Annotated in this window: 6 protein-coding genes; all 6 read left to right on the top strand. The window is 58.9% G+C overall.

The window, feature by feature from the left end; translation table 11 throughout:
• Positions 1-10 precede the first annotated feature (10 nt).
• The 6 genes from WMW72_RS04755 to WMW72_RS04730 are packed head-to-tail and all read left to right on the top strand — an operon-like array spanning position 11 to position 14966.
• Positions 11-3154 carry a cyclic peptide export ABC transporter gene (locus tag WMW72_RS04755; RefSeq protein WP_341414582.1) on the top strand — a complete coding sequence of 1048 codons (3144 nt, stop codon included), beginning with the start codon at positions 11-13 and terminating at the stop codon, positions 3152-3154.
• A gap of 31 nt (positions 3155-3185) precedes the next feature.
• On the top strand, positions 3186-4211 hold the full coding sequence (asnA, locus tag WMW72_RS04750) for an aspartate--ammonia ligase (RefSeq protein WP_341414273.1): 1026 nt from the start codon (positions 3186-3188) through the stop codon (positions 4209-4211).
• Positions 4208-4942, top strand: coding sequence for a thioesterase II family protein (locus WMW72_RS04745; RefSeq protein WP_341414272.1), 735 nt, complete (start codon positions 4208-4210; stop codon positions 4940-4942). The genes asnA and WMW72_RS04745 overlap by 4 nt, the downstream gene beginning before the upstream one ends.
• Complete coding sequence (locus WMW72_RS04740) at positions 4939-8757, top strand: amino acid adenylation domain-containing protein (protein WP_341414271.1); 3819 nt, start codon at positions 4939-4941, stop codon at positions 8755-8757. Before WMW72_RS04745 ends, WMW72_RS04740 begins: the two co-directional genes overlap by 4 nt.
• Positions 8750-10063 carry an ACP S-malonyltransferase gene (gene fabD / locus WMW72_RS04735; RefSeq protein ID WP_341414270.1) on the top strand — a complete coding sequence of 438 codons (1314 nt, stop codon included), beginning with the start codon at positions 8750-8752 and terminating at the stop codon, positions 10061-10063. Before WMW72_RS04740 ends, fabD begins: the two co-directional genes overlap by 8 nt.
• Positions 10056-14966: an SDR family NAD(P)-dependent oxidoreductase gene (locus WMW72_RS04730; protein ID WP_341414269.1), complete on the top strand. Its 4911-nt coding sequence runs from the start codon at positions 10056-10058 to the stop codon at positions 14964-14966. Before fabD ends, WMW72_RS04730 begins: the two co-directional genes overlap by 8 nt.
• The last annotated feature ends 1 nt before the right edge of the window (position 14967 follow it).

The raw sequence follows: 14967 nt of genomic DNA, 5'->3' as shown, positions 1-14967 counted from the left end.
TGTGCAATCGATGAAAGCTCATGGAACGAGATGGTATAGAAGCTTGGGACTATGGCTGATGCTTGCTGCGATCGTTGCCTGCCTGCTGCCGCCGGCTGTTGTATGGAGAAGCCCGGCTGCGCCTGCATGGTCCGGCCAGGATACGGAAGCGGTGGAGCGGATCATTGCCAAGAGCTTCGAAGGAAGCGAGATCCCAGGGCTCTCCGTAGTCATCGTCAAAGGCCGGGATACCGTCTATAACAAAGGATTCGGCTTCGCCGACAAGGCGGCGCGCATTCCCATGACGACGGATAGGCTGTTCGAGCTGGGCTCAATGAGCAAGGCGTTCACAGCGATGGCGGTGCTGAAGCTGAGCCGGGAGGGGCTGCTGAAGCTGGACGAGCCGGTTACGGCCTATCTGCCCTGGCTAACCTTCACGTACAAGCATCAGCCTGCCGTTGTCACACTCAGACAACTGCTGCATCATACGAGCGGGATCGCCCCGTCCACGATCGGGGAGCTGCCGGAGCTGCAGGGGGAGGATGCGCTGGAGAAGTCCATGCGCGTCCTGGCAGGCAGCAAGCTGCTGTATAAGCCAGGTAATCAATTTGTATATGCCACGGTCAATTATGACATTCTGGGCCTGATTATGCAGCAGGCGACCGGCGTGCCCTACGCGTCTTACATCCGGCAGCATATCTTGCAGCCTCTCGGGATGAATCATACGTATGTAGGCCGGGAGGGAGTCCCGGAAGGACAGATGTCGCGGGGCTATAAGCAGTGGTTTACGCAAGCAAAGGCTTACGACGCCCCGTATTACGGGGGCAATGTGCCGGCTGCGTATGTTGTGACGAGCAGCGAGGATTACGCCCAGTGGATCAAGCTGCAGCTTGGTACGGCTGAAGCATCGGGCGACTTGCGGCGTTTGGCGCTGGAGACACAGCAGGCGAACCGCACGGTACCGCCGTTCGGAGACGGCTCCTCCTACGCGATGGGCTGGAATGTGCTCCAGCTGGGCGGCGGTCAGCTCTTCCATGACGGCAACAATCCTAACTTCTTCTCGTCGGTCATCCTGCGTCCGGAGGAACAGCTTGGCGTAGCCGTCTTCTCCAATCTGGAGACGTATCTGCCGCAGAAAATAGCTAATGACATCGTCAATCACTTCACCGGCAGGGAAGAGGCCTTCTCTTACTTCGACAATTACGCCCGGCTGGACAAGGTGGGCGCGATGATCCTCATCGGCTGCGTTCCGTTCATAGGCGTGCTGCTCTACCTGAACGGCGCATCGCTGGCCGGTATTGTCCGGAGAAGACGGAAATTCGCCGGCCTCAGCCTTGCACGGACTGGAAGCGTCCTGCTTCTAAGCGCTGTAACCGCTGTGTTCTTCTACTGCCTGACGTATGTACCGCGGGTGTACCTGAATGGCAGCACCTGGAGCGCGATGGTCGTGTACACCCCGGATACGCTGCACCTCGGCATGTACGCCATCGGAGGGGCTGCAGCACTGTTCTACCTGTACTACGTGCTACAGCTGCTATTCCCGCAGGCGGGCAAAACCTCATACTTCCTGATGAGTGTGCTGAGTCTGGCGAGCGGCTTCGGCAATGCACTGATCGTATTCACGGTGAACGACGCGGTGAGTACGCGGGCGAAGATCGGCTTTCAGCAGCCTATACAGACAGCCAACAATCTGCTGCTCTACTTCCTGTTCGGGATCGTGCTGTATGTGGTTGGGCAAAGGGTGCTGAGGCCAATCCTCATCCGGTTGGCCAATGATCTGATCTATAGCAAGCGTACGGAGATCGTCGCCAAGCTGCTGAGGATCTCTTATCAGGACATGGAGAAAATCAAGCGCGAACGGATCGAGTCCACGCTAAATAATGATACCGAAGCGATCAGCAACATCGTGAATCTGATCGTATCCGGCCTCACCAGCATGATCACGCTCGTGTTCTGCTTCATCTATCTGGGGCTGATCAATGCGCTGGGGCTGCTGATCTCGATGGGTGTGCTGCTTCTGGCAGCAGTGATGTATTACTTCGTCGGCAAAAAAGCGAACGCGCTGTGGGAGCAGACGCGGGATATTCAAAATACGTTTTTCCGGTACATCAACGATCTGGTCCGGGGATTCAAGGAGCTGGCGCTGAACCGGGGCAAGCGCCGTGATTTCCAGGCGGACTTCAATGAAAGCTGTGAGGAATACCGCCTCAAGCGCGCGCAAGGCGACATCAACTTCGCGATGGTATTCATCATCGGAGAGCTGCTGTTCGTGATGGTGCTCGGGGTGATCGGCTTCCTGTTCCCGCTGCTCTTCGACAATGCGTTCTCCTTCGTTCGTGACTATGTCTTCGTCTTCATCTATATGGTCGGGCCGATCAATATGATTCTGGCCTCCATCCCGCAGTTCGCGATGGTACGCATTAGCTGGAGACGTATCCAGGCGCTGAATGCTGAGCTGGATGAGGTATTGTCCGGGATCGGGAGCGATGCAGCCGCCGGACAGCTGGCGTCGGTCGAGCTTACGGCCGATGCGGTCGAGTTTGAGTACGAAACCTCCGACGGTCATGTATTTGCGGTCGGGCCGTTGTCTGCGACCTTCCGCTCCGGTCAGATCACGTTCATCACGGGAGGGAATGGCAGCGGCAAGTCCACCTTCGCCAAGCTGCTGACAGGCTTGTATCAACCAAGCAGAGGGCAGATGCTGCTGAACGGCCGGCCAGCAGGTCCTGGTGAATTGAATGAGCTGTTTTCCGCGATATTCAGCGACGTTCACTTGTTCAGCCGTCTGTACGGGATTGATTGGACGACCAAGGAGGAGGACATCCGGCACTATCTGAAGGTGCTGCAACTGGAAGACAAAGTAACGCTCAAGGAAGGCCGCTTCAGCCACATCGAGCTGTCCACCGGACAGCGGAAACGTCTCGCCCTGCTGATCAGCTATCTCGAAGAGCGTCCGGTTTACTTGTTGGATGAATGGGCGGCGGACCAGGATCCGGAATACAGAAAGTTTTTCTACCACACCTTGCTGCCTGAGCTGCGAGCGCGGGGGACCTGCATCATCGCGATTACCCATGATGATATGTATTTCCATCTGGCGGATCAGCTGATCAAGCTGGATTTTGGACAGATCGTGCAGCAGCCGGGGCAGCTGCAGGTGGCTGCCGCCTACGAATGAAGTCTTAACACCCCGATAAGGAGCCATGTGGATGAAGGGATTATGGAAAGAACAAGTGGTTGTACGGGATTATCGCTCCTTACTCAATGCCAAGGAAACGCAAAAGGCGATCCAGAAGGCCGGGACGTTCTTCGAGAATCGGCTGGCCAGCGAGCTGAATCTGACGCAGGTGACGGCTCCCTTGTTTCTCAGGTCAGGCACAGGCGTCAACGATAACCTGAACGGGGAGGAGCGTCCGGTTACCTTTACCGCCCGGGCGTTGCCAGATTTGGAGCTCGAGATCGTGCACTCGTTGGCCAAGTGGAAGCGGACGGCGCTGGCTTACTACGGGTTCGACCGCGGAGAAGGCATCTTCACCCGGATGAACGCGATCCGCCGGGACGAGGAGCTGGACCCTCTTCATTCCCTCTACGTCGATCAATGGGATTGGGAGCGGGTCATCGGGAAGGAAGAACGGAACGAGGAGACGCTCAAATCCATCGTCCGCACGATCTATGGAGCCATCCGGGCTGCGGAGCAGCATCTGTACGAGTCTTATCCGCAGATTGCGCCGATCCTGCCGGAGACGATCGCGTTTGTGACCTCGCAGGAGCTGGAGGATGCGTACCCGTCCCTTTCTGCAAGCGAGCGAGAGTCTGAGATTGCAGAGAAATACGGAGCTGTGTTCGTGATGCAAATCGGAGGTCGGCTGCGCTCCGGCATCCCCCATGACGGCAGGTCGCCGGATTATGACGATTGGACGCTGAATGGGGACATGATCCTGTGGAATCCGGTGATCGGTCAGGCGTTCGAGGTGTCGTCCATGGGCATCCGCGTAGATGAAGCGGCCTTGGTGAGGCAGCTGGAGCTTGCCTCCTGCGAAGAAAGAGGGGAGCTGGATTTCCACCGTGCGCTGCTGGAGGGCCGGCTGCCGTATTCGGTTGGCGGAGGTATCGGCCAATCCCGTCTGTTCATGTTCTTACTCCGCAAAGCGCATATCGCCGAGGTGCAGACTTCGGTCTGGCCGGAGACTGCCGAAGAGCCGTTCAGCCGGGCGAATGTGCATTTCCTCCGATGACGGCGGGTGCAATGAAGCTGTTCTGCCTGCCTTACGCAGGCGCATCTGCGGCCATCTATGGCAGGTGGCGCAAACGGCTCCTGCCGGTCGCGGATGTCCATCCGCTGGAGCTGGCAGGCCGGGGGGCGAGGATGAATGAGCCTTTGCCGGACCGTGTAGAGGACGCCGTGGACGATTTATTCCAGCGTATAGAGCCGTACCTAGACGGTTCGCCTTACGCCTTATTCGGACATAGCATGGGCAGTCTGCTGGCCTTCGAGCTGGTGCACCGCATCCAGCAGGCCGCACTTCCGGGGCCTGACCCTGTGATCGTGTCAGGCCGTTCGGCTCCGCATGTGCCTGCTGGGAATCGGTATGTACACCTGATGTCCGACTCGGAATTTCGTCAGGAGCTGCTATCGATCGGGGGGACGCCGCAGGAGCTCTTCGATACACCGTCCGTGTATCCGATGTTCGAGAGAATCATACGGTCCGACTATCGGATGCTGGAGACTTACCGCTATGCCGAGAAGACCGAGGGCATACGCGCTAACCTGATCGTGCTTGGCGGAACCGAAGACAGCACGATACAGGGGCCTCTGGAGGAGTGGCGGCGTCATGCGGCAGCCGGGTACCGGATCATTCGGTTTCGCGGAGGGCACTTTTTCATCCATGAGGATGAGGCAGAAGTAGTAGAGCTACTGAAGAAAGAGCTGGGCTTCCGAATGCTGAAAGGAGCTGGAACATCTTGAACGGTACGCAAGCGGATAAAATCGACCGGCGCGAGGTAGAGGACGTATGGGCACTGTCTCCGATGCAGGAGGGGCTGCTTTTTCACTACGTGATGGAACCGGAGAGCGCGCAATATTTGGAGCAGCTCGTGCTTCGTCTGCTGGGCGATATCGACCCGGATTGCTTCCGGCAAAGCTGGCAGGCTGTGATGAACGCCAACGAAATACTGCGGACCGTGTACCGGTGGGAGAAGCTGGACAAGCCCGTTCAAATTATACGCAAGCACCGGGAACCCTCTATTTCCTTTGTCGATCTGTCTGAGCTGGACGAGCTGGGCCGGGAAGCGGCTCTGGCCGTGCTGCAGGAGCGCGACAAGGCCGAGGGCATCGATCTGCGGCGGGAACCTTTCCGGCTCGCGCTCTGCCGCCTGGGCCGGAGCACCTACGCTCTAATCCTCACCTACCATCACATCTTGCTCGATGGCTGGAGCACGGGCATCTTGCTGAAGGAGTTTATGTCTGCGTATCAGGCGCTGTCCGGCAATAGGCCATGGGTACCCCCGGTCAAGCCATCCTATAAAACCTTCCTGATCTATATACAGTCCCAAGACGCTCAGAAGCGGGAAAGCTTCTGGCGGAGCTATTTATCCGGCTTCGAGACGAAAACACCTCTGCCTATCGACAAGCGGAAGAAAGAGCGGGTGACCGTCACGCACCACGAGAATCTCCTGCTGGCCGGGGATGCCTGGGACCGGCTGCATGCTTGCGCCGCACGGGAGGAACTGACAGTAGCGGATATCCTGTACAGCGCCTGGGGATTGCTGCTGCATCGATACGGCAACACTGGCGACATCGTGTTCGGGACGACCGTCTCCGGACGGCCACCCGAGCTGCGTGGGGCGGACGGAATGGTCGGTTTGCTGATTCATACACTACCTCTGCGTGTGCGCATCACCGGGGACTTGACCGTGTCCGGGCTGCTGGCTCAAGTCAGTGCATCCAGCAGGGAGCGGGAGGAGCATCAGGCGGTTCCTCTGGCAGACTTGAAGCAATATGCAAGCTTTACCGGTACGGAAAGCTTGTTCGATTCGATTGTGGTGATTGAGAATTACCCGCTCGATCAGGCGGTCCGCGGATCAGGCGGCCCGCTTACACTGACCGGGCATGCGATGCTGGAGTCGACTAATTTCCCGTTGGCGCTCACTGTAACTTCCCTGAACCCTCTGCAGGTTCAATTGCAATACAACGCAGAGCTGTTCAAGCTGGAGACCGTTCAAGCACTGGGCAGGCATTTCGTCCGGCTGCTGGATGCGCTGACGAGAGAGGGAAATGTGAGGCTTGCGTCCATCCGGATGCTGGATGAGGCTGAGGTAACGAAGCTGACGCAGAGCTTCCGGGATACGGCTGTCGCCTACCCTGAGCATCGGTCGGTGCATGAGCTGTTCGAGGAGCAGGCGGCCAAGCAGCCCGATGCGGTAGCCCTGCAATTTCTGGACCAAACGATGACCTATGGACAGCTCAACGCGCAGGCGAACCGGGTGGCCCGGTTTGTCCGCAACCTGGGCATCGGCGAGAACGACGTCATAGGCTTGATGGCCGAGCGGTCCTTGGACATGATCGTCGGCATATTCGGCATCTTGAAAGCCGGTGCCGCTTATGTGCCCATCGACCCGGATTATCCGCAGGAGAGAATCGCCTACCTGCTGGGACATTCGCGAACCGAGGTGCTGTTGACGGCAGGGCGGCGGGCTAGGGCTGCCGCCTACGGCGCGAATACCCGAGTATTCGCCGTCTCCGAGATCGTGAGCGACGAGAGCTGGGATGATCGCAATCTCAATCTGTCGCTCGACCCCGACAGGCTGATCTATGTGCTCTATACGTCAGGCTCGACCGGAAACCCGAAGGGCGTCATGATCCGCACGCGGGCGTTCGTCAATCTGCTGCACTGGTTTACGACCGAGTTCCGTATCGGTGCGGATGATCATGTGCTGCTGATCGCTCCGTCGAGCTTCGATCTCGCGCAGAAAAACTTTTACTGCACGCTGGTGACGGGCGGGAAGCTGACCTTGTTCGATCCCGGTCCGTATGATTACAACCGGATGTCCGACGTGATTCACTCCCATCGGATTACGCTGCTGAACTGCTCGCCGAGCGCGTTCTATCCGCTGATCGATTTCAACGAGACGACAGACTTTATCCGTCTGTCGCCGCTCCGGGAGGTGTTTCTCGGAGGGGAGCCGATTCATGTCAACCGGTTGTCAGCCTGGCTGCGGTCCCCCCGTTTCCGGGCCGAAATCGTCAATACCTATGGTCCGACGGAATGCACGGATATCGCGGCCTTTTACCGGATGAAGCCATCGGAAACGGGACAAGCTCCCACCATTCCGATCGGCCAATCTATTTATAATACACAGCTGTATGTGCTGGATGCGTCGCTTCAACTGCTCCCGGACGGCAGGATCGGCGAGCTGTATATTGGAGGGGCAGGACTTGCCAAGGGCTACTACCAGGCGCCGGAGCTGACAGAGGAGCGGTTCGTTCCTCATCCGTTCGTGGAAGGCGAGCGCCTCTACCGGACGGGGGATCTGGTTCGCTGGCTGCCGGACGGCCAGCTGGATTATATCGGCCGAACCGATTACCAGGTGAAAATCCGGGGTATGCGGATCGAGCTGGCCGAGATCGAGGCCGTGCTGCTCAGACACGAAGCGGTGGAAGAAGTCGTTGTGATCGACTGGCAGAGCGCCGGCGATGCCAAGTATCTGTGCGCTTATCTGCTCTGCGTGACGGAGGCCGGAGTTGATGCTATCCGCGATTATGCGGCATCTAGGCTGCCCGACTATATGGTGCCGTCGTACTTCATCCCGCTGGAATATATGCCGCTGACCCCCAACGGGAAAATCGACAAAAAAGCTTTGCCCGAGCCCCGGGTGTCCCGTCAGGCGGACCCCTCAGCCTGGGACGGCGGAAGCGAGACGGAATTAAAGCTGGCCGCTATCTGGCAGCAGATTCTTGGGCACGGACAGGTCGGACGGGAAGATCCGTTTTTCGAGATTGGAGGCAATTCGATCCTGCTGTTCAAGCTGCATAGCGAGATTGAGCGCAGCTACCCAAACAAGGTTAAGATCACCGATTTGTTTACGTATCCGACGATTGCCAAGCTGGCCCGAGTTATCGAGGCAGACCTGCAGCCGAAGCGCCCTGCGTATGAGCCGCAGTACGTTTTCCTCGAACAGAACGTCACGGAAGACCTTGAAGAGAGTAGGGAAAGCAAGTCAGTCATGTTTGACCTGCCAGCCAGCTCGTACAGGGATCTTGTCCGGGCCGGCCAGGATGTGGGGGCGACGGAGGAGGATGCTTGCCTGGCTATGCTCCTCTACCTGCTGCTGTCGGCATTCTCGTCCTCGGAGGAGGTAGAGGTTCTACGGGCTCACCCTCGTTATGAAGGAGAGTGGCAGCCGATCGCTGCGTCACTCAGCGGATTGGATGGCTTCGGTGATCTCTTCCGGTTGGTGCACGAGCAGCGGACGCAGGAATCCCCTCGCATGTATACAGGACAGGAAGTGGTGTCCGGCACTCAGGCAGGACCATCTGAGCGGGGGATCCTCCCTGCCTTTGTATGGGATCACGGAAATTCCCACAGCGGAGCAGCCGATGATTTGGCAGGCCTCGATCTGATATGGCGCATGACGGTTCGCGGGCAGTCGGTGCAAGGGTCATGCACATTCAACCCGCAGAAGATACGCCGGGACACGGTGCTTGAGATGACGGAAGGCTATGCGGAGCTGATCCGGATGTTTGCCGAACAAAGGGAAAAGGCGGTTACAGCCCATGAATAACTATGCATTCCTGTTCCCCGGACAAGGCTCCCAATATGTGGGCATGGGGAAAAAATGGCTCGGCTCGCATGCGGCGGTCCGGCACACGTTCGACGAAGCGAGCAGCGTGCTCGGCTATGATCTTGCTAAACTATGCCTGGAGGGGCCTGCCGATACACTGATGCAGACCGAGTATGCTCAGCCAGCCATCTTGACGGTAAGCAAGGCTGCTTATGATGTCTTCGTCGAGGAGAGCGGCATTGTGCCTGTCGTCATGGCCGGACATAGTCTGGGCGAGTTTTCGGCCCTCGTATGTGCCGGAGCTATTGCTTTTGCCGATGCGGTGCAGCTTGTCAGGCAGCGGGGCCGCTTCATGCAGGAAGCGGTAGGGCTTGGCGCGGGCGCCATGTCAGCGATAACCGGCGCTTCGGAGGAAGCGGTACAGACGGTATGCCGGCAGATCAGCGGTCAAGGTAAAGGCGGCTCTGTGGTGATCTCCAATTACAATTCGCCGGATCAGCTCGTCATTTCCGGTCACAAAGCCGCCGTGGTCCAGGCCGGAGAAGAGCTCGCACGAATCGGGGCCACGGTCATTACGTTGAAGGTCAGCGCTCCCTTCCATAGCCCGCTCATGGAGCCGGCTGCGGTCCGGCTGCGGAAAGAGCTGGGAACGTATACGTACTTTCCGCTGCGATGTCCGGTTATCTCCAATGTGACCGCCCGGGTCTACTCCAGCCATACGGATATTGCCGCCACGCTGTCCGCCCAGATGACGCATCCCGTCAGGTGGGTGGAATCGATGAGGGCAGCTGCCGATTATGGGATAACGGCAGCCGTAGAGCTGGGACCGCAAGCGGTGCTGCGTAACTTCATGCGGAGGCTTGCTCCCGAGGTTCAAGCCTCCGCCTATGACAAGGAAGAGGACGCGGAGGTGCTGCGACTCCGGGTCAGATCAGATATGCAGGGGGCATCTAGCAGCAGGTCGGCCGGAAGTCATGAGGATCTTCTGTCCCGATGTCTGACCGTGGCCGTCTCGACGAAGAACCGAAACGATGATCACGAGGAGTACGAGACAGGCGTCGTGATGCCTTACCGGAAGGCGATGAAGCTCCATGACGAGCTGCAGCAGGTGAATGCACCGGTGCTCGATGAGCATGAGAAGCAGGGACTGCTTATGCTGCATACGGTCTTCGAAGCCAAAAGAACGCCGCAGCCGGAAAGGGCGGCCCGCTACCGGCAGCTTCTGAACGAAACGGGTCAAGCCCCCAAGTGGAATGACTATGTAAGCGAATTGCTGCAGCTGGAAGGATGGTTCCGGCATGGTTAATTTCAAAGATGTGACCTTGAACCGCCGTGCCGGGGAGGCCAATCGGCCTTCTGTGCCGCCGCAGCCCGAACCGCGCGCAGCCCGGGAGATTGCCATTATCGGCATCGGAATGGACATGCCGCAGGCTTCGCATCCGGAAGCATACTGGCGCATGATCCGCAGCGGCACCGATTGTATCGGCCCGCTGCCCGAAGAGCGGCTCAAGGACGTAGAGCCCATGCTTCCGCTGCTGGGGCTATCTCGGAAAGCGGCTGTATTTCCGGAAGCGGCTTACCTGACGGAGATCGATAAATTCGATTACGCGTTCTTCCGCCTGTCGCCCAAGGAAGCATCGCTTATGGACCCGAATCAGCGCCTGTTTCTGGAGACGGCTTGGAAGGCCATCGAAGATGCGGGCTACGGGGGCCAGCAGCTCGTAGGGAGCCGGACGGGCGTATTTGTCGGCTACGGCTCGGAGACCGATTACAAGCGCTGGGTATCCGCCGTGGACCCGAAGCTGCTGTCTGTCGCGCTGGCTGGCAATACGAGGCCAATTATCGCAAGCCGGTTGTCCTATCTGCTGGATCTGCGCGGACCGAGCCTGATCGTGGACACGACCTGCTCGTCGTCCTTGCTGGCGCTCCATCTGGCCTGCCGCAGCATCCGGGAAGGGGAGTGCGGGATGGCGATTGCCGGCGGGGTTCAGCTTCATCTGCTCCCGGTCCGGCAGACGAATATCGGTGTGGAAGCAAGCAGCTTCCGGTCCAAGAGCTTTGACGAAAGCGCGGATGGCACCGGCACGGGCGAAGGGGTAGCTGCGGTTCTGCTCAAGCCGCTGGATCAGGCGCTGAAGGACGGAGATTCCATCTATGCAGTGGTCAAAGGGAGTGCAGCCAATCATGATGGCACTTCCATCGGACTGACAGCGCCCAATGCCGCTGCGCAGGAGGATGTGATCGTCAGCGCCTGGAAGGATGCGGGGGTGAAGGCGGAGTCCATCTCCTACATCGAAGCGCATGGAACCGGTACGAAGCTGGGCGATCCCATCGAGGTCGAGGGGATGCAGCGCGCGTTCGGGCGGTACACGAAGCGGAAGCGGTTCTGTGCGATCGGCTCCGTCAAGACGAATATCGGGCATCTGGACAACAGTGCCGGGATTGCAGGCCTGATCAAGTCCGTGCTCGCGCTGCGTCATCGGGAAATCCCGCCATCGCTGCATTTCCATGAGCCGAACCGGAAGATCGACTTTACCGATTCCCCGGTGTTTGTAAATGACCGGCTTATTCCGTGGGAGTCCGGGCCTACGCCGAGACGCTGCGGGGTCAGCTCCTTCGGACTGAGCGGTACGAATTGCCACGTTATCCTGGAGGAAGCTCCGCAGCCCTATGCTGGGACTGGAAGCCTGGAGCAGCCCGCAAACGGCTCTGACGGCGAATATCATCTACTGGCCGTGTCCGCCCGAAGCGTCAACGGTCTCCGGCAGCTTCTGGAGGCGTACCGGACAAGGCTGACCGACGAACCGCAGCTTCGCTTGCAGGATATCTGTTACACGGCTAATACCGGGCGCGGTCATTATGCCTATCGGGCGGCTATTCTCTCCCGGACCTGCGAGGAGCTGAGTGAGCGGCTGGAGCTATTGGCCGGGCAGCTCGGCAGCGGCTCCGTTCATGGAGATGAGGATGTGTATTACGGCAGTCACCAGATCGTATCGGCGAATCAGCCAAATCGAACAAGCGGCGAGTTGACCGAGCATGAGATTCGATTCATGACGCAGCTTGCTGAGCAGAAGCTCGGCGAATATATACCGGGAGCCGGGACGGCAAGGGAGACGCTGACCGACCTCGCCGCCATGTATGTAGAGGGGGCGACTCCCGACTGGAGCAAGCTGTACAAGGGACGGCAGCTCCGCAGGCTGCATCTGCCGACGTATCCGTTCGAGCGTACCCGCTGCTGGCTGGAGCGGGTTCCTGCCCAGAACGATGGAGCCGAGGCTTCCTCTTTGGGCCATCAAGGGTTGGCCCCGCTGCTGGACCGCCGACAGGCAGAAGCATTGGATGTGGAGGTGTACACCAAGCGGTTCGACAGCAGGCAGTGGCTGCTCGCCGAGCACAGAATCATGAACGAGAGTGTGCTCGTCGGAACGGCTTATTTGGAAATGGTGCTGGAGGTATGCGGAGGCCGGTTTCCCGGCAGACAGGTACAGCTTACGAACGTGATGTTCCAGGCGCCGATGGTGGTCAGAGACGAAGAGCCGGTCGACGCGGTGCTCGTCGTCAAGGGCTCAGGTGAGCTCTATGAATTCACCGTGGAGAGCCGGCGGGCCGGGACCCGGGAGGAGCAGGCAAAGCAGTCGTTCATCCGTCATGTATCAGGGAGTTTACGCCTGCTGCCTGCACGGGATCATCTAGAAGCCAAAGATCACTATCCGCTGCCAGTCCTCATCGAGCGGCTGCAAGCCGGCTACATGATTCCGGATTTGCAGAAGTACAATGACACCTCGGTCTTCGAGTTCGGACCCCGATGGAATAATCTCCAGGGGATGTATGTGGGCGAGACGGAGCTGCTGTCGGTGATCCGGACGCCGGATGCCTTCGTATCCGAGCTGGCTGCCTACACCTTACATCCATCCCTTATGGATAACGCACTGACGACGATGCCGTTGATCGATCAGGCCATATCGGTTAATTCGATCAAGGACGACAGCATCTTTCTGCCTTTTGCCTACGGCAAGCTTACGATTCACAGCTCTCTGCCAGCGGAGTTCTACAGCTATGTGAGGCTGAAGGACACCATCACGCCGCAGACGGAGCTGATCCGCTATGATATTGCCTTGCTGGACCGCTCCGGCAAGCCGCTTGTCGAGATCGAAGATTATGCGTTGAAGAAAGCACGGAAAAAGGCTCTTCAGCCGGAAAAGGATGGCCGTGCCTCCTTTTATCAGATGGCGTGGGTACCCGAGTTTGCGGCAGAGACTCCGGATATAAGTGCCGGAGGGCTTCAGGGACCGATTCTGGTCATCGGTCGGCGAACGGACCGGACTGAGCGTCTGGTCGAGCTGCTCAGACAGCGGCATGCGGAGGTATATGTGGAAGCGGCCTCCAGATCCGGTAGTGACCCTGATGGCGCCGATGAGCAGGCTGGCTTGCTGGCAGCGCTGGTAAAGGAGAAGGGCGTTTGTCATATCGTGCATGCGGACGCCTATGCCGGGGAGCCAGAGATTCAGGAGGAGCTGGGCTCCAGAACATCGGTTCAGCTAGCTGCTGTGACCCGGTTGTTCAACCTGCTGCAAGCCTTGCTGCAAAGTCATCTGAAGCACACGCTGCACCTGCATCTGCTGTCCTGCTGCGCCTACCGGGTCACGGGCGAAGAACAGGCTCTCTATCCCGTACATGCCGCGATGCATGGGCTGGGCAAGGTGGTCGGCAGCGAGTATGCGAATATCCGGTGCAGAAGCATCGATGCCGATCTGGAGACAACGGTAGAAGCCGTTGTGCAGGAGCTGGAGGCAGAGCCTAATCGAACAGGGCCAGCCGCTTACCGCAGAGGGGTTCGTTATATCGAGGAGCTGCGTGAGCAGGAGCTCCCGGAGCCGGTTGCTCCAGCTCCAGCTCCGGCTCGCATCCAGGCTGGCGGTACGTATGTCATTACCGGGGGGGCCGGGGGAATCGGACTGGAGATTGCCAAATTCATGGCAACAGAGCATCGCGTCAACCTGGTGCTGATCGGCCGAACCGCCGTACCGGACAGGGAGCAGTGGGAAGCGATCCGAGCACAGCCTGATCTGCATGCGGCCAAGACGGTCCGCGCGATCCGGGCGGTGCAGGAGCTGGAGGCTTCCGGCTCGCAGGTGCTGTGGCTGGCGGCGGATGTGGCCGACCGTGCCGGACTGTCTGCCGCCATCACGGAGACGCGGAGGCGGTTTGGCCGGATCAGCGGAATCGTGCATGCTGCCGGTAATCCCGGAGACGGGTTCTTGATACGCAAGGACCGGGAGGCCTTCCGGTCCGTGTTCGAATCCAAGGCTGGCGGCGCACTGCTGCTGGACGAATTGACCCAGGAGGATCGGCCGGACTTCTTTGTACTATTTTCCTCGAATAATACGCTGGTCGGCATGCCGGGACAATCCGATTATACGGCAGCTAACAGTTATCTGGATGGCTTTGCGGCGTCCCGGAATTTACGGGCAACGGGTACGGTGACGATTAACTGGCCGGCCTGGAAGGAAACGGGGATGGCTGCGGATTATGGGACGAACACCGATAATCTGCTCAAGACGATCTCTACGGAGCAGGCGTTGGCTGCCTTCCAGACTATTCTGCATGCGGACGCGGAACGGGTGATCGTCGGGGAGATCCATGCCAAGGGCGAGATCCGCGGGCTTACGTGGGATCAGGTGCCGATCAGACTGAGCGACAGACTGCGCCGGCTGGTCATGGGCGCGGGACGTATGCCTTCAACTGCAACTGCAGCAGCAGCGAAACCGAATGGCAGGAATGACTGTTCGATCCGCTCCCCATCACAAGCGGCTTCGCCCTTCCGAACACCGGAAACGATTGAGACGGCTGTCACGTCGATCTGGCGGGAAACGCTCGGATTTGATGAGCTGAACAGCTATGATAACTTCTTCGAAATCGGCGGCGATTCGATCCTGATTACGCGGGTCCATAGCCTGCTGGACGAGGCTTTTCCCGGTCAGCTGACCGTCGCGGATCTGTTTACGTATACCTCGATTTCGGCGATTACAGAGCAGTTGGGCGCACTGACGATCCAGGCTGCGGATCATCAAGAGGCTGCTCCCAGTCTGGAGGCCGCCGACGGTGACTCGGACCTTGGCGCCGGCATCGACAGTCTGCTCGATGCCTTCATTCGGGGCGAGATCGATGCGGACCAGGCAGCTGCCTTGTTTCACAAACTGGGGGGATAAC

This window comes from Paenibacillus filicis (assembly GCF_038070315.1).
GTDB lineage: Bacteria > Bacillota > Bacilli > Paenibacillales > NBRC-103111 > Paenibacillus_G > Paenibacillus_G filicis.
The sequence above is the reverse complement of the archived record's forward strand: the minus strand, read 5'-3'. Positions and strand labels throughout refer to the sequence as shown.